Annotated in this window: 17 protein-coding genes; 4 read left to right on the top strand and 13 right to left on the bottom strand. The window is 72.2% G+C overall.

Annotated elements, in window-relative coordinates:
• Positions 1-79: 79 nt before the first annotated feature.
• The 4 genes from OG413_RS13375 to OG413_RS13360 all read right to left on the bottom strand — a co-directional run bounded on the left by OG413_RS13375 (position 80) and on the right by OG413_RS13360 (position 4,311).
• Positions 80-1,030, bottom strand: coding sequence for an ATP-binding cassette domain-containing protein (locus OG413_RS13375; RefSeq protein WP_323137853.1), 951 nt, complete (start codon positions 1,028-1,030; stop codon positions 80-82).
• A gap of 74 nt (positions 1,031-1,104) precedes the next feature.
• Complete coding sequence (locus OG413_RS13370; RefSeq protein ID WP_266805390.1) at positions 1,105-1,746, bottom strand: PadR family transcriptional regulator; 642 nt, start codon at positions 1,744-1,746, stop codon at positions 1,105-1,107.
• A gap of 167 nt (positions 1,747-1,913) precedes the next feature.
• Positions 1,914-3,371 carry an aldehyde dehydrogenase family protein gene (locus OG413_RS13365; RefSeq protein ID WP_266805388.1) on the bottom strand — a complete coding sequence of 486 codons (1,458 nt, stop codon included), beginning with the start codon at positions 3,369-3,371 and terminating at the stop codon, positions 1,914-1,916.
• A gap of 58 nt (positions 3,372-3,429) precedes the next feature.
• Positions 3,430-4,311, bottom strand: a complete 882-nt coding sequence (locus OG413_RS13360) for a helix-turn-helix transcriptional regulator (protein WP_266805386.1) — start codon at positions 4,309-4,311, stop codon at positions 3,430-3,432.
• Positions 4,312-4,648: 337 nt separating this feature from the next.
• Between OG413_RS13360 and OG413_RS13355 the strand changes: the two genes are divergently transcribed.
• A complete protein-coding gene (locus tag OG413_RS13355) occupies positions 4,649-5,191 on the top strand; it encodes an ATP-binding protein (protein WP_266805384.1) in 543 nt (180 codons plus the stop codon).
• A gap of 133 nt (positions 5,192-5,324) precedes the next feature.
• Here OG413_RS13355 and OG413_RS13350 read toward each other — a convergent pair whose 3' ends face one another.
• Complete coding sequence (locus OG413_RS13350; RefSeq protein ID WP_073719577.1) at positions 5,325-5,567, bottom strand: DUF397 domain-containing protein; 243 nt, start codon at positions 5,565-5,567, stop codon at positions 5,325-5,327.
• 251 nt (positions 5,568-5,818) lie between these two features.
• Between OG413_RS13350 and OG413_RS13345 the strand changes: the two genes are divergently transcribed.
• Positions 5,819-6,316 carry a hypothetical protein gene (locus OG413_RS13345; protein ID WP_266805379.1) on the top strand — a complete coding sequence of 166 codons (498 nt, stop codon included), beginning with the start codon at positions 5,819-5,821 and terminating at the stop codon, positions 6,314-6,316.
• A 158-nt stretch (positions 6,317-6,474) separates the two neighbouring features.
• Here the strand turns inward: OG413_RS13345 and OG413_RS13340 are convergent, their stop codons facing one another.
• The 3 genes from OG413_RS13340 to OG413_RS13330 all read right to left on the bottom strand — a co-directional run bounded on the left by OG413_RS13340 (position 6,475) and on the right by OG413_RS13330 (position 11,217).
• Complete coding sequence (locus tag OG413_RS13340; protein WP_266805378.1) at positions 6,475-8,775, bottom strand: FUSC family protein; 2,301 nt, start codon at positions 8,773-8,775, stop codon at positions 6,475-6,477.
• Positions 8,776-8,811: 36 nt separating this feature from the next.
• Positions 8,812-9,999, bottom strand: coding sequence for a DUF2786 domain-containing protein (locus OG413_RS13335; protein WP_266805376.1), 1,188 nt, complete (start codon positions 9,997-9,999; stop codon positions 8,812-8,814).
• 303 nt (positions 10,000-10,302) lie between these two features.
• Complete coding sequence (locus OG413_RS13330) at positions 10,303-11,217, bottom strand: NADP-dependent oxidoreductase (RefSeq protein WP_266805375.1); 915 nt, start codon at positions 11,215-11,217, stop codon at positions 10,303-10,305.
• Positions 11,218-11,312: 95 nt separating this feature from the next.
• Here OG413_RS13330 and OG413_RS13325 point away from each other — a divergent pair, with 95 nt between their 5' ends.
• Positions 11,313-13,043, top strand: coding sequence for a bifunctional 3'-5' exonuclease/DNA polymerase (locus OG413_RS13325; protein ID WP_266805373.1), 1,731 nt, complete (start codon positions 11,313-11,315; stop codon positions 13,041-13,043).
• Between the two features lie 21 nt (positions 13,044-13,064).
• Here the strand turns inward: OG413_RS13325 and OG413_RS13320 are convergent, their stop codons facing one another.
• The 4 genes from OG413_RS13320 to OG413_RS13305 form a co-directional block, all read right to left on the bottom strand.
• Positions 13,065-13,877 (bottom strand): hypothetical protein, encoded by an 813-nt coding sequence (locus OG413_RS13320; RefSeq protein WP_266805371.1) that lies wholly within the window; start codon positions 13,875-13,877, stop codon positions 13,065-13,067.
• Between the two features lie 104 nt (positions 13,878-13,981).
• On the bottom strand, positions 13,982-14,491 hold the full coding sequence (locus tag OG413_RS13315; protein ID WP_266805369.1) for a SigE family RNA polymerase sigma factor: 510 nt from the start codon (positions 14,489-14,491) through the stop codon (positions 13,982-13,984).
• Positions 14,492-14,658: 167 nt separating this feature from the next.
• Positions 14,659-15,501, bottom strand: a complete 843-nt coding sequence (locus OG413_RS13310; RefSeq protein WP_266805367.1) for a carbohydrate-binding protein — start codon at positions 15,499-15,501, stop codon at positions 14,659-14,661.
• A 175-nt stretch (positions 15,502-15,676) separates the two neighbouring features.
• Positions 15,677-17,041, bottom strand: coding sequence for a carbohydrate-binding protein (locus OG413_RS13305; RefSeq protein ID WP_266805365.1), 1,365 nt, complete (start codon positions 17,039-17,041; stop codon positions 15,677-15,679).
• Positions 17,042-17,318: 277 nt separating this feature from the next.
• Between OG413_RS13305 and OG413_RS13300 the strand changes: the two genes are divergently transcribed.
• Entirely contained in the window at positions 17,319-18,104 is a 786-nt protein-coding gene (locus OG413_RS13300) for a phosphotransferase (protein ID WP_266805363.1), read from the top strand.
• A 161-nt stretch (positions 18,105-18,265) separates the two neighbouring features.
• Here OG413_RS13300 and OG413_RS13295 read toward each other — a convergent pair whose 3' ends face one another.
• Positions 18,266-19,150, bottom strand: a complete 885-nt coding sequence (locus tag OG413_RS13295; RefSeq protein WP_266810114.1) for a sulfurtransferase — start codon at positions 19,148-19,150, stop codon at positions 18,266-18,268.
• Positions 19,151-19,455: the final 305 nt, after the last annotated feature.

Genomic DNA, 19,455 nt, shown 5'->3' with positions numbered 1-19,455 from the left:
CCCGAGGAGTCCTTGCCGGAGGAGTCCCTGCCGGAGGACTCATTGCCGACTGAATCCGCCGTACCGATCGCCGCCGCGCTCATGCCGCCACCTCCGTGTGGTCCGCGCGCCTGTCGGTGAGGGACAGGAACACCTCGTCCAGGGTCGGGCGGCGCACCGCGACGTCCTCCGCCTCGATGCCCGCCTCCTCCAGTACCCGTACGGTCCGGGTCAGCGTCGCCATCCGGTCCGGGGCCGGGGCGTTGAGCAGCCGCCGGTCCTCGTCCACGCGCAGGTCCGTGCCGCCCAGGAGCGCCGCCGCCTCCGCGAGCCGGGCCGCGTCGCGCAGGGTCACGTCGATCCGGTCGCCGCCGACCAGCGCCTTCAGTTCGTCGGCGGTGCCCTCCGCCGCCACCCGGCCGTTGTCGATCACCGAGATCCGGTCGGCCAGTTGGTCCGCCTCCTCCAGATACTGCGTGGTCAGCAGGACCGTGGTGCCGCCGCCGACCAGGGAACGGACCGCCTCCCACACCTCGGCCCGGCCGCGCGGGTCGAGGCCCGTGGTCGGCTCGTCCAGGAACAGCACCTCCGGTTCGGTGATCAGCGAGGCGGCCAGATCGAGCCTTCGGCGCATGCCCCCGCTGTACTGCTTGACGGCCTTGCGCCCGGTGTCGGCCAGCCCGAAGCGCTCCAGGAGTTCATCGGCGCGCGCGCCCGCCCGGCGCGCGCCCAGGTGGTACAGCCGGCCGAACATCTCCAGGTTCTGCCGGCCACCCAACTCCTCGTCCACCGCCGCGTGCTGCCCGAGCAGGCCGATCCTGCGCCGCACCTCGCCCGCCCGGTCCCGGACGTCCAGGCCCGCCACCTCCACCCGGCCCTCGTCGTGCCGCAGGAGCGTCGACATGATGCGTACGGCCGTGGTCTTGCCCGCCCCGTTGGGGCCGAGCACCCCGTGCACGGTGCCCCTGCCGACCTTGAGATCCAGGCCGCCCAGGGCGTGCTTGTCCCCGTACCGCTTGTGCACGCCCTCTACGACGATCGCGTCGCTCACAATCCCCCACCCTCGTAGTCAAACTTGACTAGATGGACAAAGGTAACCGGACGAGGGTCATTCGTCAAACTTGATTAGTGGTCGTCCCCCGGATCGGGGACCCCTGTCGCGTACGGGTTCTCCTCGCCCTCCGCGAGGACCCCGACGAACGGTTCGCCCTCACCCGAGAAGGTGTACGCCCCGCCCTCGATCCGCTCGATCAGCCCCCGGGTCCACTCGGCACCCGCGTCCGCCGAGTGCACCCACAGGTTCATGATCTCGCCGATGTGCCCGAGCGACTCGGGGCCGTCCGCAGGGGTGTAGTACTCCGTGACCGAGGCCCGCCACGCCTCGATGGCCGCGATCCGCTCCCGGAGCAGCGCGACCGCCTCGGCCCGTTCCAGGTCGACGATGAAGCCGACGGCCGCCGAGAGCACGTCCATCTTCTGGTCGTAGGCGGTGATGGCCGCGCGCAGCAGGGAGCGGTACTCCCGGACGCCCTCGTCGGTGATCTCGTACTCCGTGCGGGGCGGGCCGCCCGCCGTGGACGGGGCGGTCTCGTGCGCGAGCAGCAGTCCCTGCTTCGCCAGCTGCTTCAGGGCGTGATAGATCGACCCCGGCTTGGCGTTGGACCACTCGTGCGCGCCCCAGTACTCCAGGTCGTTGCGGACCTGGTAGCCGTGCGCGCGGCCGTGCTGCCGTACGGCGCCGAGGACGAGCAGCCGGATCGCGGACATGCCACCCGCCCTTCCTTCGTATTCAACTTTGACTACAGGACAGCCCTCAGCGTATCCCGCGTCGGGGCACGAAAAGTCGGGGCATGCAAGGTCGGGGCGGAAGTCGGGGCGGAAGTCGGGGCAGAAAGAGGGCAGCACGAAGGGCCGCGGCACGAGGAGCGGAAGCGTCAGAGCGGGAAGACCGTCCGGCCGTGCTGGATCGACATCCACTTCTGCGTGGTGAACGCCTCCACGACCGCCTCGCCGTTCAGCCGCCCGGCCCCGGACATCTTCTCGCCGCCGAAGGCGACCAGCGGGTCGTCCTGCACGGTGGAGTCGTTGACGTGGAACATCCCGCTGACGATGCGCTGCGCGAACCGCACCCCATGTTCGGCGTCGGCGGTGTGCACGGCGCCGCTCAGTCCGTACGGGCTGTCGTTGACCATCCGTACGGCCTCCTCCTCGCCGTCGAACGTCATCAGCAGCGCCACCGGGCCGAAGATCTCCTGCGTCAGCAGCGGAGAGTCGTCCGCGAGGCCGGTCAGGACGGTCGGCTCCACGACATTGCCGCGCGTACGGCCCCGTACGAGCGCGGTCGCCCCGGCCGCGACCGCCTCCTCGACCAGGGCGGCCAGGGCGTCGGCCTGGAAGGTGTTGATGACCGGGCCGATCCGGGTCTCCGGGTCGCGCGGGTCACCGGCCTTGAGCGCCGCCACCTCGGCGGTGAACCGCTCGGTGAACTCCGCCGCGACCCGGCGGTCCACCAGGATGCGGTTGGCGGCCATGCTGACCTGCCCCTGGTACAGGAAGCGGCTGAACACCGCCGCCTGGACTGCGTACTCCACGTCCGCGTCGTCCAGCACCACCAGCGCGCTGTTGCCGCTCAGCTCCAGGATGGTCCGCTTGAAGAGCCCGGCGGCGGTGGCGGCCACATGGCGGCCGGTCCGGTCGGAGCCCGTGAAGGAGATCACCTTGGGCACGGGGTGCGCGATGAACGCGTCGCCTATCTCGGCGCTGTCGGTGACCACGACATTGAGCAGCCCGGCCGGCAGCCCGGCGTCCTCGAAGATCCGGGCGATCAGCGCTCCGCCGACGATCGGAGCGTTCTGATGGGGTTTCACGACTACCGCGTTACCGAGCGCCAGCGCGGGTGCGACCGACTTCATGGTCACCAGGAAAGGGAAGTTGAAGGCGCTGATCACACCGATGACCCCGATGGGCAGCCGGTAGAGGCGGTTCTCCTTGCCGTCCGTCACCGAGGGCAGCAGCCGCCCGGTGGGACGCAGTGCCTGCCGGATCGCCTCGCTCAGGAATTCCCGCCCGCCGCGGACCTCGTACTCCGCCCTGATCCGGGTGCCGCCCAGTTCGTCGATGATCGCCTCGACGATTTCATCGGTGCGTTCCTCGGTGATACGCAGCGCGCGTTCGAGGACGGCTCGGCGCTCGTACGGATTGGTGGCGGCCCACCGCTGCTGGGCGCGTTCGGCGGCGCGGTAGGCCCGGTCGACCTCCAGCGCCGTGGCGACGGTGATGGAACCGAGTTTCTCACCGTTGTAGGGATTGAAATCGATGATGTCCCACGAGCCGCTTCCGGTCAGCCACTCGCCGTCGATGTACTGGTGGGCCAAGGCGTGGAAGTAGGACATGCAATCCCTTACTGCAGGCGTTCGCAGACTCCTGATGCGACGTCATCGTACTGATAAATCATGTCAGTTGGAGGAGTCCACGAAGGAGATCCCGGCTCTCCTCCGGTCCCGGACTGTCCTCGTGCAGCCGCGCCATGGCCTTTTCGTACTGCGCGACCTCCTCGGGTTTGTCCACATAGAGCGCACTCGTCAGCTGCTCCAAATAGACAATGTCCGACAGATCGGATTCCGGAAAACGCAGCATCGTAAATGAACCACTCTCGCCCGCATGCCCGCCAAAACTGAAGGGCATCACTTGGAGAGTGATGTTCGGCTGCTCCGACATTTCGATCAGATGCCGCAATTGTGCGCGCATCACCTCGCGTTCGCCGTACGGACGGCGCAGCGCCGCCTCGTCGAGCACGGCGTGGAAACGCGGCGCGCGCTCGGAGACGAGGGCTTTCTGGCGCTCCAGCCGCAGCGCGACCCGCCGGTCGACCTCGGCGGCGGGTGCGCCGCGCATGCCCCGGGAGACGACCGCATGGGCATAGGCCTCGGTCTGCAAGAGGCCGTGGACGAACTGGACTTCATAGATACGGATGAGCGAGGCCGCCCCCTCCAGACCGACATATGTCTGGAACCAGCCGGGCAGCACATCTCCGTAACTGTGCCACCACCCCGCCACGTTGGCCTCCCGGGCCAGTCCGAGGAGGGAGTCACGCTCCGCCTCGTCCGCGACACCGTAGAGCGTGAGCAGGTCCTCGACGTCCCTGGCCTTGAAGCTCACCCGTCCCAACTCCATGCGGCTGATCTTCGATTCGGAGGCCCGGATGGAGTAGCCGGCCGCCTCACGGGTGATGCCGCGCGACTCACGCAGGCGTCTGAGCTGTGAGCCCAGCAGGATGCGCCGCACCACAGATCCACTCGACTCGCCTGCCGACACTGGTCCGACCCTCCCCATCGCTTACCGGGCATCGAGGTCCCCCCGAACCCCGGAGCCGGATTCTGCCACCAAAACGCTTCAGCCCGTACTCATTCGATTACGGAAATGAGAAGCCGTCCTGAAAGCTCCGAAACTACCTGACGGAAGAAATACGGCAGAACCGGCACGCTATCGGGCAGGTCCGGCGCGTGCACGTGCATCTGCCCTTGCATCTGCCCTGCGCATTCGGAACCATGGTCCTCGCGCACCTGCGTGCTCGTGTTGTGCCGCTGTACCCCCCGCAGTACCGCTACAGGCAGTGCCGCTACAGCCGCGAATCCCGGGAGTGCCTCGTATGGGGACGAATGGATCCACGATGCTCGAGCCGTTACGGCAGGGGCTTCCCCCCATCGACCCCTCAGCGGTCGCCGGATCGGCATCCTGCATGCTGCCCGCCTGCTACGAAGCGGTGAGCGGGGCACGGAAGTTCACCAGAACGACGCTCGGCCAGTGGGAACTGACCGACCGTTTCGACGATGTCGCACTCGTCGTGTCCGAACTCGTCACCAACGCGCTGCGCCACGCGCTGCCCGCCGACGCCCCCCGGGACCCCCAGGAACCGCCGGTGCGGCTGCATTTGATGCGCTGGACCTCGCGGCTGGTGTGCGCCGTGCGCGACCCCAGCCAGGCGAGTCCGGTGGCGGGCGAGGCGGCGGACTCCGCGGAGTCGGGCCGTGGCCTGTTCCTGGTGGAGTCCTTCAGCGACAGCTGGGGCTGGCACCCCGCCCCCGCGCCGATCGGCGAGACCCCGTCCGGAGCGATGTACGGCAAGGTGGTCTGGGCACTCTTCCGGCTCTCGGACAACGAGCTGGCGGACAACGCGAAGCCGCAGGAACCCGCGGTCAGTTACGCGGAGTAGCACACGGTAACCAACAGTGCGGGCAGGGTGGGCGGGGCGGCCAGGAGCAGTGGTCAGAGGTCAGCGGTGCGGCATGCCCTGATGTCGCGCCCGCCGCGCCGTCCGCGCGAGCGGCCCCGGACGTGCGGACGTATCAGCCGCCGGACGCCAGATGGTCGAACTCCCCGTCCTTGACGCCGAGCAGCAGCGCCTCGATCTCGGCCGGCGTATAGACCAGCGCGGGCCCGTCGGGGTGACGCGAGTTCCGCATCGCCACATTCCCTCCGGGCAGTTTCGCGAACTCCACACAGGACCCCTGGGAGTTGCTGTGTCTGCTCTTCTGCCAGACGACTCCGCGAAGCTCTGTGGCCGCCATGCCGTTGTACACGTGGTGCACAGGACGCTCCCCGAGTTGCAAGGTGCAAGTGTCAACTAGCTCGGATCATAGCTGTGTTCATATGCCAATGCATGAGCAGATGCACGTGCACGCGGGGTGTTCCTTTGATTACAGCTTTTCCTCTGCTTCCCGCGTCCCGTAAGAGAGACGAACGGCACCCCTATTCCGCTCCCGCTTAACGGAGTTGATCCCGAAGGCCCTGGTAGCTTGGCGCGGTCTTTCGACCATGAATCAGCAAGGGGGAACTTTACGTGGACAGGTTCGTACGCACCGGCGCCGTCGTAGCCGCCGGTCTTCTCGCCACGATCGCGCTGACCGGCTGCGGTGGTGACAGTGACAGCGGCGGTGACAGCGACCCGGGCAAGGGGTCCGGTTCGGGCGCCGCGCAGAGCGAGAAGCCCGGCGGCGACGGCAGCAAGGACACCGGCTCCGGCGGCACGGACGCCGCCGCGCTGGAGGGCACCTGGGCGGGGCTGACCGACGGCAAGGCCGTCGCCCTCTCCATCGCCTCCGGCAAGGTCGCGCTCGTCGCCGACCAGGCCGTCTGCCAGGGCGAGGTGAAGGACATGGGCGAGGTGATGCTGGCGCTGACGTGCACCGACGGCACCAAGGGCCGCACGATGGGGTCCATCGAGTCCAACGACGGCAAGACCGTCGTCGTCTCGTGGCAGGGCGGGGCCAAGGACACCCTGGCCAAGACCGAGCCGGGCAAGATGCCGACCGGGCTGCCGGGCATGCCCACGCCGTGACGGACGACTGCCTCGGTTGCTGATGGGGAGGGCTCCTCGGTTGTTGACGGGGCAGGGCTCCTCGGTCGACGGACCGGTCCCTCGGTTGACGGACCGGTCCCTCGGTTGACGGACCGGTCCCTCGGTTGACGAGCGGGTCCCTCGGTTGACCAGCGGGCTCAGTCGGCGCGCGGGGTGATGTCCGCGCGTCTGCTGCCGCCCCGGTAGTCCAACGCCTGAGAGAACTCCTCCAGCGCTTCCAGGAGCAGTGCCGCGCCCTTGCGTACGACGGGGTCGGGGGCGGGGTCGGTCGCGGTGGCCGGTACGTCCCAGCGCGCCACCTCGTCGGCGACCGGCTGCCAGTCCGGGACCCGTCGCTCCCGTACCGCCTTCGCGCCCTTCTCCGTCGCCCGGCGCAGTGCGGCGGCCAGTTCGGCCGCGCCGGGCACGGAAGCGGCCGAAGCCGCCGGGAGGTGGGCCTCCAGCAGCATGGCGGACCGGCCGAGCTGGGAGAGCGCGTGCTGGGCGTCGTCGGCGGCCGCGCGGGAGATGCCCCGGTGGCGTACGGGTTCGTGCTGGGCGGTCGCCAGCGCCTCCTGCCAGGCGACCCGCGCCTCCCGGGTGGCGATCAGGGCGGCCCGCACGTCCTCGTGGCTCGTGGCCGTGGGATCGGCGTACTGCTCGATGACCGTGGCCGCGTACCGCCCGTCCGAGACCAGCCAGTCGGCGAGCCGGTTGCGCAGCCGCGGGGTCTCCCAGGCCGGGTAGAGGGCGTACGAGATCATCGCGAGCAGTCCGCCCACGAGGGTCAGCACCACGCGTTCGGTGACGGTCTGGGACAGGTCGTCGCCCGCCATCCCGAGCAGGAAGACGACGTAGGCGGAGACGCAGACCTGGCCGACCGCGTAGCCGGTGCCCATCAGCAGGTACATCAGCCAGGCGCAGAGCACCGCGAGGATCGCGGAGAGCGTCGCGTCCGGGTGCGCGGCCTGCACGATGCCGGTGGCGACCCCGACGCCGACCAGGGTGCCGCCGAAGCGGGCCACGGAGCGCGAGTACGTCTGCGAGAACTCCGGCCGCATCACCATGACGGCGGCCATCGGCGCCCAGTAGCCGTGGCCGAACGGCAGCGCGGTACCGATGAGGAATCCGGCGGCGGCCACCACGGAGACCCGGATCGCGTGGCGCAGGATCGGGGAGCCGTGGTGCAGTTCCCGGCGCATCGCCTTGAGGATCACCGGGATCAGCCGCAGGAGGGTGGGACGGTGCCGGCCGTCCGTGGCCGAGGGGGCGCGGTCGGCCGGGTGGGCGGGGTCGGCCGGGTGGGCGGGGTCGGCCGGGTGGGCGGGGTCGGCCGGGTGATCCGGGTCGGGTGGGTGTGACGGGGCGGGCTGGTGCGCCGGGTCGGGCCGGTGGCGTGGGTCGGGTTGGTGCGCCGGGCCGGGCGTCCGGGGCCGTTCGGAGTGATCGGCCCGGTCCGTCGGTTCGCGGGTGCCGGTGCCCTCGGCGATCTCGATGACGTCGGCGAGCAGCGCGTCGAGCCGGTCGGCCGCGCGGCGGGCCGGCCCGACGAGGATCACCTCGTTGTCGGGGGTCCTCAGGACTCCCAGGTCGGTCGGGGCGAGGTGGACGGGGTCACCGTGCCGTACCGCGCGGGCGGCGGCGTCCAGTACGGAACCGGCGGCGCCCAGCAGCTCGCGCACCCAGACCCGTTCCAGCCCTTCCGCGGGCACCCCCACCGCGGGGTCGGCCAGTGAGGCCAGCACCGGGCGCAGCCGCTCGGCGATGCCCCGGGCGCCGTGCAGGTCGGCGGGGCGGCGGCGGGCCTCGCGGGGGGTGACGGCGGCGGCGCTGCGGGCGGTCATCAGGGGCAGCGGGTCGAACGGCGCGACCGGGTCGTCGCGCAGCCTGCGGGCGTAGTCGGCCTCGGCGGCCAGGGCGTCGGCGAGCGCGTCGCGCTGGGCGCCCCATCTGCGTACCGGGAACAGCACGATCAGCGCCGCCTGGACCACCCCGCCGACCGCGATCATCCCGGCGTGCGCGGCGGCGTCCACGACCGAGGTGGGCAGGGTGACCGTCACCAGCATGATCGCGACGTTGGACGCGGCGATGATGCCGCCCGTCGGGCCCGCGGCCCAGGCCATCCCGGCGACGAACGTCCAGACGGCGAGCAGACACATGAACACGACGGTGTGGGAGCCGGTGAGATAGCCCAGGAACGTCGACACGGCGAGGCTGGCGCCGGAGACCAGGGCGAGCACGGGGCGCGGGCGCCAGCTGCGCTGGAAGGTGGCGATGGCCGCCTGGAACGCGCCGAACGCGGAGCTGGCGGCGATCGCCGGCCCGAACAGCGAGAGGCTGACTCCGACGACGAGGGCGAGTCCGGCCGCGCCTCGAAGGGCGATGAGAGGTTCCAGCCTGCGCCGCTCGATCGTCAGGCCCGCGCGGGCGGTCTCCTTCAGCGCCCGGAGCCAGCTCATGGCCAGAGCCTAGCCGGGATCACGGACAAGCCCCCCTTAAGGGGCGATTTCGCCTTCGCGTCTGCCCATCCGGGCGCGGTCGGCGGCGGCCGTGCCATGGGTCCATCCGGCCACGTCCGTGGCGCCCCGGACCCGGGTGGTGGTGGTGCGCGGGAACATCCGCTCCGCGGTGTCGGTGACCGCGACGTCCCGGGCGGCCAGGACGGGGAGCAGGCCGCCGGGGGTGCCCGTCGCGGTGCCGTTGCCGTTTCCGTCCGTTGTGCCGGCGTCCGCCGCCGCGGTGACCCGTTCGGTGTCGGCGGCGAGACGGCTGCCGAGGCGCTGGGCGTACGCCATCAGGAAGGACTGCCGGAACGTCTTGGTCCGCTTACGGCCACCGGCGCGCTGACCCGCCTCCGCCGCGGTCATCGCGGCCGTGCCCTGCACCAGCAGCGAGGTGAAGAGGAGTTCCACCGCCTCCAGGTCGGGCTCGAAGCCGACGACCGTGGTGAAGCCGAGGTCGCTGTTCCACACGGCCCGGCAGCGGTTCGCGGAGGCCACGGCGTCGAGCAGGATCGCCTTCGCCGTCTCGTACGGTGCGTCGACCCCGATCCGGCAGGCGCCGGGCGCCTGTGTGCTGTGGTTCCGGGCGGCGAGCAGCGCCTCGTCGATGCTGTGGCGGGCCATCAGCTCCTGCGCCTTGGTGGTCAGTGCCTCGGCCTCCTCCGGAAAATCGGTCGCCTCCGCCTTCGCCAGCAGGGCCCGGATACGGGTGAGCATGCGGGGCTCGTCGTGGGCGGGCGGCAGGTGCAGGTGGTCGGTGACCGTGCCGGGCAGCGGTCCGACGGGCTCGATCGAGGGCAGCCGCAGCAGTACGCGGTACAGCTCCAGCAGGCCGGCGGCGTACGAGAACCGGTCGGGGCGGTTGCGCGGTACGGGAGCGGGGAGATCGGCGAGCTGGGACCCCCAGCGGGGCGGGAGGGCGGCGTAGCGGGCGGTCTCGGCCGTGATCAGAGTGGCGGCGAGGGCGGCACGGCTCTCGTCGAGCTCGCGCCGGACGAAGCGGACGAGGTCGGCGGGGTGCCAGCCGCGGTCCCAGGCGCGGCGGACGAACTCCTCGCCGCGGTGGTGCAGGGCGTCGTCGGCGGTGGGGGCGGCGGCGAGGAGGGAGGCGCCGGTGTCGAGGGCGGGGTCGCCGTCGGAGTAGAGGGCTGCCGCGAATGCGTGGTCGATCACCGGTTCCATGCGGTCAGGGTAGGCGGGGGTGGGGGTAGGGGGTGGTGGGGCGGGTGGGGGTGGGTAGGGGGGCGGGGTGGGGTGGGGTGCCTGCGGCGGGCTTGTCCCCTACCCGCCCCTTCCCGAAACCGGGGCGCTGCCCCGGGCCCCGCTCCTCAAGCGCCGGAGGGGCTGGATTTGGGCGGCGCTGCCCCGGGCTCGGGGAAAGGATGCCCTCGATCGCCGGGCGGGCTGGAGTTGGGCGGAGCAGCTGGGGTTGGGTGGAGGGGCTGGGGTTGGGCGGAGAGGCCCCGGGGCAGCGCTGGGCGGGCTTCAGGGGAGGAGGACCAGTTTTCCTCGGACGTGGCCTGCTTCGCTCAGTTCGTGGGCTGCTCTCGCGTCGGCCAGGGGGAATGTCCGGGCCACCGGTACGCGTAGTTCGCCCAGGGCCGCGAGGCGGGCGTTGCGGGTCAGGCGGGCGGCGGAGGGGCCGGTGCCGCCCGCGGAGAACCTGACGCCCAGCTTCTGCGCGTCGGCGTCCGCGATGGTGACGATCCGGTCCGTCGTGCCGCCGCGCAGTTCGATGGAGTCGGGCAGCTCGCCGCGGCCCGAGGCGTCGAACACCGCGTCCACGCCCTGGGGTGCCAGCTCGCGGACCCGTTCGACCAGGCCGTCCCCGTACGCCACCGGGACCGCGCCCAGGACTCGCAGGTAGTCGTGGTTGGCCGGGGACGCGGTGCCGATGACCGTGGCGCCGCGGGCCGTCGCCAGCTGGACCGCGGCGGAGCCGACCGCTCCGGCAGCGCCGTGCAGCAGGAGGGTGTCGCCCTCGGCCACCGCGAGTTCGTCCAGTACGCGGGACGCGGTCTCGGTCGCGACGGGCAGCGCGGCGGCCTCCTCCCAGGACAGGCCGTCCGGTTTGGGCGCGAGGGAGCCGGCGTCGGCCAGTGCGTGGGTGGCGTAGGCGCCGGTGGCACTCCAGCCGAGGACCTCGTCGCCGGGCGCGAACGCGGTGACGCCCTCGCCGGTCTCCTCGACGACCCCGGCGAACTCGCTGCCGGGCGTCGCGGGCAGCGGCGTGGGGGAGACCGGCTCCATCCAGCCCTTCCGGATCTTGTAGTCGATCGGGTTGACCCCGGCCGCCCGGACCCTGACCCGTACCTGGCCGGGGCCGGGGCGCACCTCGTCCACCCGGGCCAGGTGCAGGACGTCGGGGCCGCCGAACTCTTCGTAAAGGATCGCTTCCATTTCTCGATCCTCGCGGCCGGGCTTCCGTCCGGCGACTCGGAGGTCCGGAGGTGACGGCCGGGCGACTGTCAGTGGTGGCTGCCAGACTCGGAGCCATGACCGAACGTTGGGCTCTGGCCACGGCAGGGGGCGGCGGTGCGCTTCTCGTGCCGCTGGAGCGGGACGGCACGCCCGCCGGTCCCGTCCTCGCCGAGCCCGACCTCGTCGAGGCGGTCCGGTCGCGGCCCGATGTGGCGCGCTGGGTGTGGCGGTCGACCGGCGAGATCTATCCCCGGCTGCTCGCCGCCGGGGTGCGGGTCGAGCGGTGTTACGACATCGAGTGCGCCGAGCTGCTGCTGCTCGGGCACGAGGGGCGGCTGGGCGAGCCCCGGTCCGCCGCCGCCGCCCACGCCCGGCTGAGCCGTCTTCCCGTACCCCCCGACCCACCGCCCCGTTCCGCCGAACCGGGCTCGCAGTCCTCGCTCTTCGAGCCGCCCTCGGGGACCGATGTGCCCTTCGAAGGGCTCCTGGCGGTCTACGCCGATCAGGTGCGACGCCATGACGCGAGCGCCCACCCGGAGCGGATGCGGCTGCTGACCGCATCCGAGTCGGCCGGGATGCTCGTGGCCGCCGAGATGCACCGGGCGGGCCTCCCCTGGCGGGCCGATGTGCACCGGGACGTGCTGAACGACCTGCTGGGCGAGCGGTACGCGGGCGGCGGAGAGCCCCGCAGACTGGCCGAGCTGGTGGACGAGGTGTCGGCGGCGTTCGGCAGGAGGGTGCGCCCCGATCTGCCCGCCGATGTCATAAAGGCGTTCGCGCAGGCCGGGATCAAGGTGAAGTCGACCCGGCGCTGGGAGCTCGCGGAGCTGGACCATCCGGCGGTGGAGCCGCTCATCGCGTACAAGAAGCTGTACCGGATCTGGACGGCGCACGGCTGGAGCTGGCTCCAGGACTGGGTGCGCGACGGCCGTTTCCGTCCCGAGTACCAGCCCGGTGGCACGGTCAGCGGCCGCTGGACGACCAATGGCGGCGGAGCGCTGCAGATCCCCAAGGTGATCCGGCAGGCCGTCGTCGCCGACGACGGGTGGCGCCTCGTCGTCGCCGACGCCGATCAGATGGAGCCGCGGGTGCTGGCCGCGATCTCCCGCGATCCGGGTCTGATGGAGGTGGCCGGTCATGACGGCGATCTCTACAAGGCCCTGTCCGACCGGGCGTTCCACGGCGACCGGGAGCACGCCAAGCTCGCCCTGCTCGGTGCGATCTACGGCCAGACGTCCGGTGACGGCCTGAAGAATCTGGCGGCCCTGCGGCGGCGTTTCCCGCGCGCCGTCGCCTATGTCGACGACGCGGCGAAGGCCGGCGAGGAAGGACGTCTCGTACGGACGTGGCTCGGCCGCACCAGCCCGCCCGCCGTCGGGGCGGACGACGACGCGGACGGCGAGGCCGGGATTCCTCAGGAGGAGGGGGACGGAGGAGGGGGAGGGGCAGAAGGAGGACGTGGAGGGGAACGCGACGGCGAGTTCACTCCCGGGTACGCCTCCTCCAACTCCCGTGCCCGCGGGCGCTTCACCCGTAACTTCGTGGTGCAGGGCAGCGCCGCCGACTGGGCCCTGCTGCTCCTGGCCGCCCTGCGGCGGACGCTGTCCACGGCCGGTCTCCGGGCCGAGCTGGTGTTCTTCCAGCACGACGAGGTGATCGTGCACTGTCCGGCCGAGGAGGCCGATACGGTCGTCGACGCGATCCGCGCGGCCGGGGAGCTGGCCGGGCGGACCGCCTTCGGGACGACGCCGGTGCGGTTCCCGTTCACCACAGCGGTCGTGGAGCGGTATTCCGACGCCAAGTGAGCGCCGGGCCGTGTCCGGGCGTTATTTCTGCTGGAGCTTCAGCCACTCGGTGTCTGTCGCCAGGGCGACGAGCTGCTTCATGGTCAGCGCGGGCTCGGAACGGGTGGCGAGCGTCGACTGCTCGCCGGAGTTGAAGGCGGAGACGACGACGCGCATGCCGTCCGGGCGCATCGTGTCGGCCGTCCACCAGACGACGCCCTCGCCGCCCTTCTCGCCTGGCTGCTGGGTCGTCTTGAGCTTCGTGCCGTCGGGCAGCGTCTCCGCACCGGCGTACAGCGCGTCGGCGGCGTCCCGCATGTCCCGCTGCACATTGACCTGCACCAGGGACCTGCCCTTGCCGTCGTCGGCGACGACATAGGCGTACTCGTCGCCCTCGTGCCGCTTCTCCACGATCGGGAGGCCCTTGGGCAGAAGCTTGAGGAAGGTGGGCATGAGCTTGTCGTAGTCGAGCTCCGGGGACGGGACGCCCGCGGGCCCCGAAGCGGAGAGGGTCGGGGCCAGGGTCGGCGTGGGGGTGGGCGTCGGGGTCGGAGTCGGCGTGGGGGTCGGGGTCGGGGTGGGTGAGCCGCCCCCGGCCCCCGCCGTCACGGTCCGCTGCCCGCTCGCCACGTCGGACGTGGTGCCGGAGCCGCCGAGCAGTCCGCCCGCGAACGCCCCGCCCGCGCCGACCAGGGCGAGCGCCAGCACGCTGCCGGTCACGGCGGTCGCCCGGCGGCGCCGCTGACGGCGAACGCCCGCTTCGAGCCCCCCGGCCACCACGGCGGGCCGGTTGCCGAGGTCGAAGGTCTCCCCCGTCCGGCGCAGTTCCTCGCTGAGTTCTTCTTCAAAGGGCATGGGAAACCACCACTTCTCGGTCTGAGTTGAGTGAATGTCGTACGGCGATACGGCGATACGGCGCCTCGGCGATCGGCGATTCGGCGATTCGGCGATCGGTGCGGTCAGCGGGACGCGAACTCCGTGATGCTGCCGCCCAGCAGTTCGCGCAGTCTGGCGAGCGCCCGTACACAGCGGGTTCGTACGGCGGCGGAGCTGACCTGGAGGGCCTCGGCGGTCTCCTCGATGCTCCGGTCCTCCCAGTACCTCAGCACCACCACCGCACGGTCCTTGGGGGCCAGTTGTGCCAGTGCCCGGAGCAGCGTCATCCGCAGAGCCGGGTCGTCACCCGCCGCCGCCCCGGTGTCGGGCAGCTCGGCCTGTGGTCGCTCGGCCGCCGACCGGCGCCGGCGGTGGGTCAGGAACGTCCGTACGAGCACGGTCTGCGCGTACGCCGCCGGGTTGTCGATGCGGTGGACACGGCCCCAGAGCAGATACATCCGCCCCAGCGTCTCCTGCACCAGATCCTCGGCCAGATGGACATCGCCGCTGGTCAGCAGGCAGGCCGAACGGTACAGATGGCCCGCGCGTCCCGCCGCGAACTCCTTGAAGTCATCCGTACGCGATGTCCTCATGCCCTCCCCGTTCGCCCGGCCCGGATCCCGTTGCCCCGCCTCCCGCACCCCTTCGACGCGACAGGTCCTCGGAAATGTTTCAGACGAACGGCGGAAGGGCCCCGTCCACGCGGAAATCCGCGTGGACGGGGCCCGTTGGGCGGTGGCGCGCACCCGCTGCCGCGTGTCTACCCGCGTTCCCACAACGCGGGGACGTTCGGCGGTTCCCAGCCCGCCATGGCCACATGGGCCTGCAGGCAGCGGTAGGCGACCCCGCCGTGGGTGACGCGGTCTCCCGCGCGGTAGGAGGCCCCGGCCGACCAGGTTCCGCCCGTGGGCGGGTCGGTCGGGGGATCGGTGGGCGGATCGGTCGGGTCCGGTGTCTGGGCGATGTCGAGGACGAAGTCGAACGTGCCCTGCCGCCCGTTCCCGGCGTCGCGCACGTTCATCAGCAGCGCCGGATCGAAGAGCGCGTCCGTGTTGTTGCGCGGCTCGTCGGGGAAGTACAGCTGTGTGGTCAGGACCGGGCCGCCCGGGGCCTGGACCTTCACATGGATGTGCCGGGTGCGGCCGGGGTAGAGGCCCGCCACGATCGTCGCGAGGCTGAACGCCCCGCCCTTGTCGGTGAACTGGTGCCCACGGAAGGCGAATCCCGACATGTCGTACGCACCGTTGGTGTCGGCCTGCCAGAAGTCGAGGAGGACTCCCGCGATGGGCTTGCAGGCTCGGCCGAACACATAGCCGCTGACGGTGAGCGGTATGCCGGGGGTGCTCGGTGTCACCAGGCTGGTGCGCAGCGGGGAGTTGGGCTTGAAGTACGGGCCCTCCATCTGCGGCGGCGTCGGGTCGTCCCCGTCGTCGCAGGCCGGGGTGGGCGTCAGCAGGGCACCGCCGGAGCCGGCGTCGCGGGCCAGCGCGACCCCTCCTCCGGCGAGCAGCGGGGCGGCACTCGCGACGAGCGCGGCTTTCAGGATGCTCTTACGGCTGATCCGGAGGCTGTTGGGGAGGTCGTCGCTTGCTTCTGGAGTCATGTCGGATTCCTCGGGGTTCCTCGGAACGGGGAGGGGCGGGAGACAGGAGGTGGGAGAGAGGAGGTCGGAGAGAGGAGGTCGGAGAGAGGAGCGGACGGAACAGGCGGCGCGACGTGCGCGGGGAGGCGCGGGGGGTGCGGGGAGGCGCAGGGGGCGCGGGGAGGCGCGGGGAAGGTCAGATCTGCTGCCAGAGCGCGGGGACGTTCGGCGGGGTCCAGCCCGGCTGCGCCTGGTGGCCCTGGAGGCAGCGGTAGGTAGATCCGCCGTACGTCACCGTGGCGCCGGTGGCGTAGGTCGTCCCGGCCGCCCAGGTGCCGCCCGGCTCGGTCGGCGGGTCGGTGGGCGGGTCGGTCGGCGTACCGCTGGTGACCAGCGTCAGCCCGTACGCCTGGAGCGCGGGGTTGACCGGCTGGAAGTACGTCGTACCGCCCTGGGAGCAGTTGCCGGAGCCGCCGGAGGTGACGCCCTGCGCCTGGCTGCCGGTGAGGAACGAGCCGCCGGAGTCGCCGGGTTCGGCGCAGACGTTGGTGCGGGTCACCCCGGAGATGGTGCCCTCCGGATAGGTGACGCTGGTGTTGAGCTGCTGGATCGTGCCGCAGTGCCAGCCCGTCGTGGAACCGGAGCGGCAGACGGACGAGCCGACGACGGCCTGGGTGGAGCCGGTGACGGTCACATCGCCGTTGCCGTACCCGTTCACCAGGGCGCGCGGCGTCCAGTTGGCGTTGGTGGCGACCCAGGAGTAGTCGCGGCCGGGGAAGGTGGAGCCCTGGAAGGAGCCCTGCGCCTGCTGGTTGTACCCGCTCGTGCTCACCCCGGGGGTGCCGCAGTGACCGGCGCTGACGAAGCCGTTCTGGGTGCCGCGCTTCACGGGGAAGCCGATGGAGCAGCGGCCGGAGCCGTTCATGTAGTACGCGTCGCCGCCGCGCAGATCCGCGTACGTACGGGGCCGCTCGGTGGACGCGGCGACGGTCACCAGATCGCGCCGGACCTCGGCCGCGGTGAGGAACGCGTCGGCGGCCGTGGGACTGGCGGCGTTGACGACGACCCGGTTGGCGCGCACGTCGACGTACCAGACGGGCACTCCCGCGGGCGCCTTGCGCAGGGCGACCGCGTCCAGCGCGGCCTTGGCGGCTTCGAGGCGGTCCAGGCTGTGGCCGACGACCTCGGCCCGCGCACCCGCCTTCGTGATGCCCGCCGTCTCGGAGGCGTCCGTGGTGGCGACGGTGAGCGTCGCCACCCTGTCGCCGCTGACCCTGGCTCCGGCGAAGCTGGCGCCGAGCGACTTCTCCAGCCCGGCGGCGACGGCCGCGGCCCGGTACTCGCTGCCGATCCGGCTCTTCGCCTCGTCGGCGTCGAGGCCCAGGTCGCGCTCCATGGCCCGGAGCAGACCGGGCGAGAGGCCGGCCGCGGCGGCCGGGCTCGCGGCGCCGGTGGGGTCGGCCGACGCGACACCGGTCAGACCGGCGAGACCGAGCGCGCCCACCGCGACGGTGGCGGTACAGACGGCGAGGGCGCGTCTTCGGAGCTTGGTGATGTCCACGTAACTCTCCTCGGTGTCGGGGGACTTGGGCTCGGGGGGTGGCGGCCCAAGGGGAGTTCCGGGCTCCCGGGTGGGGAACCCGGACTGTGCCGGACTCGGGAATTGCCGAAACCGTAGTCGCGCACCGGAGTGCCGAGGAGATCCCGTTCACCCCCTCACTTCGCGTTATGGGGCGGGCCCCGGAGCCCCCCGGCCGACCGGCGAATACGCGCCCGATCAGCACCGGGGACTTCCGGCGGGCTCCCTTTCGCGAGTACGCACGGGTAGGTTCGGCCCCATGCACACAGGCCAACTTCTGGGCTCGGGACGCACCGCCGATGTGTACGCACTCGACGGCTCCTGGGTCCTTCGCCGCTACCGCGACAGCACCGACACCACCCCCGAACTGGCCGTGATGTCCTATCTCTGCGCCTTCGGATTCCCGGTCCCCCGCATCGGCCCGCCCGCCGACGGGGCCCGCGCCACCGATCTGGTGCTGCAACGGCTGACCGGTCCGACGATGGCCGAGGCCCTGCTGACGGGCGCGCTGGAGGCGGCGGAGGGCGGCGCGCTGCTCGCCGGGCTCCTGCGCGAACTGCACGCCATACCGGCCCGCCTCTCCCCGGACCCGGAGGAGCGCATCCTCCACCTCGACCTGCATCCGGAGAACGTGATGCTGACGGACCGGGGGCCGGTGGTCATCGACTGGAGCAACACCGTGGAGGGCCCGCCGGGGCTCGACCGGGCCATGTCGGCCCTGATCCTGGCCCAGGTCGCCCTCGACCCGGCGTTCCCGGCGGCGGGGAAGGGGACTACGACGGCGACGGTGGAGGCAGAGGGGACGGAGGAGGCAGAAGGGGCGGCGACGGGAACGTCCGGGACTCCGGCAGCGCCCGCGGCCGGAGTCCCGGACGTCCGGTCACTGCTCACGGCGCTGCTGACGGAACTGGCCGCCGACGGCGGTGTGTCCGTCGCCGACCTGGCCCGCGCGCGAACCCGCCGGGCGGCGGACCCGCGGCTGACGGAGCCCGAGGCGGCGGCGCTGGACGAGGCGGTGGCGCTGGTACGGAGCCATGCGCCGTGACCCGGATACGGGGGGGAGGGGAGTGGCGAGGGGGAACGGGCACGCGGGTGGTGACCTGTGCCCGGTGACCGTAACCGGTGACCGGGACCCGCCGGTGATCCGGACCGCGACCGCTCACGCGCCGGGCGGGTCCTCACCGCTCCCCCGGAGCCCCCACACCCTCACGCGCCGGGCGGGCCCTCCGCCCCGCCCCGCTCCCGGACGACCGGGAGCGGGGACGGCAGGCCCCACTCGCTCCACGATCCGTCGTACACGGCCGTCCCGCGGTAACCGGCCAGCTCGGCCCCCAGCGCCAGCACGCAGGCGGTCACCCCGGACCCGCAGCTGACGACCAGCCGCTCCCGCTCCCCCACCAGGTCCCCGAAGGCGGCCCGCAGTTCCGCCGCCGGGCGCATCCGCCCCTCGTGCTGGATCTCCCCGAAGGGCAGGTTCACCGCCCCCGGCATATGGCCGCCGCGCAGCCCGGCACGGGGCTCGGGAGCGGCGCCCGAGAACCGTTCCCGGGAGCGGGCGTCCAGGACCGTCGTCCCCGGCTCGGCCAGGGCCGCCACCACGTCCGCGCTGCCGACGAACAGCCCCGCGCGCGGCCGCGCCGTGAAGTCCCCCGGGGCCGGTGCGGGACCGGGCGCGCCCTCCTCCACCGGCAGCCCGGCCCCCGCCCAGGCGGGCAGCCCGCCGTCGAGCACGGCGGCCCGGTCGAAGCCCATCGCGCGGAGCATCCACCAGGCGCGGGCGCTGGAGTAGACACCCGCCGCGTCGTAGACGACGACGGCGTCCGCGTCACGTACGCCGAGGGCGCGCATCTCCCGTACGAACCGGTCGGCGCCGGGCATCGTATGAGGCACCGGCGAGGAGGGGTCGGACAGCGCCCCGTCGATGTCGAAGGTCCGCGCGCCCGGGATGCGCCGGGCCGCCCCTCGGTGGGCGCCCACCGATGCGTCGAGCACCACCAGGCCCGGCGCCCCCAGGCGCGGCGCGAGCCAGCCGACACCGACCAGCGGTCCGGGCGGGGTCGCGGACCGGGGTCCGGGCAGGGCTGCGGGCAGCGGGGACACGGCGCCGCCGTTCGGACGGGCGTACGACGATTCGTCCTCGACCACGATCACTCCAGGCGTACCGGTCCGGGCAGGATCGGCGTCCGGGCCCGGGAACATCGTCCAGGCCCAGGAACATACAGCGCGTGCTCCCCGCGCCTTCCGGCACCGTACCCACCCCGCCTCACCCACCCCGCCTCACCCCGCCATATCCACCGGCCAATTACCACGCCGCGCGGGCGGACTCCGGGGAAGTTCCGGGCAACGACGGCCCCGGCCATTGCGCTGTACCGGCCGAAGCACCCGTGGAATCCGCA

Origin of the sequence: Streptomyces sp. NBC_01433, from assembly GCF_026340105.1 — a bacterium.
In the GTDB taxonomy this organism is placed as follows: Bacteria; Actinomycetota; Actinomycetes; order Streptomycetales; family Streptomycetaceae; genus Streptomyces.
Note: the sequence above shows the minus strand (reverse complement) of the source record. Positions and strands in the feature narration are given on the sequence as shown.

Excerpts from the sequence above, each read along its gene's own strand:
- OG413_RS13370 (WP_266805390.1), bottom strand. The coding sequence starts at position 1,746 with ATGTCCGCGATCCGGCTGCTCGTCCTCGGCGCCGTACGGCAGCACGGC.
- OG413_RS13365 (WP_266805388.1), bottom strand. The coding sequence starts at position 3,371 with ATGTCCTACTTCCACGCCTTGGCCCACCAGTACATCGACGGCGAGTGG.
- OG413_RS13360 (WP_266805386.1), bottom strand. The coding sequence starts at position 4,311 with ATGGGGAGGGTCGGACCAGTGTCGGCAGGCGAGTCGAGTGGATCTGTG.
- OG413_RS13355 (WP_266805384.1), top strand. The coding sequence starts at position 4,649 with ATGCTCGAGCCGTTACGGCAGGGGCTTCCCCCCATCGACCCCTCAGCG.
- OG413_RS13340 (WP_266805378.1), bottom strand. The coding sequence starts at position 8,775 with ATGAGCTGGCTCCGGGCGCTGAAGGAGACCGCCCGCGCGGGCCTGACG.
- OG413_RS13335 (WP_266805376.1), bottom strand. The coding sequence starts at position 9,999 with ATGGAACCGGTGATCGACCACGCATTCGCGGCAGCCCTCTACTCCGAC.
- OG413_RS13330 (WP_266805375.1), bottom strand. The coding sequence starts at position 11,217 with ATGGAAGCGATCCTTTACGAAGAGTTCGGCGGCCCCGACGTCCTGCAC.
- OG413_RS13325 (WP_266805373.1), top strand. The coding sequence starts at position 11,313 with ATGACCGAACGTTGGGCTCTGGCCACGGCAGGGGGCGGCGGTGCGCTT.
- OG413_RS13320 (WP_266805371.1), bottom strand. The coding sequence starts at position 13,877 with ATGCCCTTTGAAGAAGAACTCAGCGAGGAACTGCGCCGGACGGGGGAG.
- OG413_RS13315 (WP_266805369.1), bottom strand. The coding sequence starts at position 14,491 with ATGAGGACATCGCGTACGGATGACTTCAAGGAGTTCGCGGCGGGACGC.
- OG413_RS13310 (WP_266805367.1), bottom strand. The coding sequence starts at position 15,501 with ATGACTCCAGAAGCAAGCGACGACCTCCCCAACAGCCTCCGGATCAGC.
- OG413_RS13300 (WP_266805363.1), top strand. The coding sequence starts at position 17,319 with ATGCACACAGGCCAACTTCTGGGCTCGGGACGCACCGCCGATGTGTAC.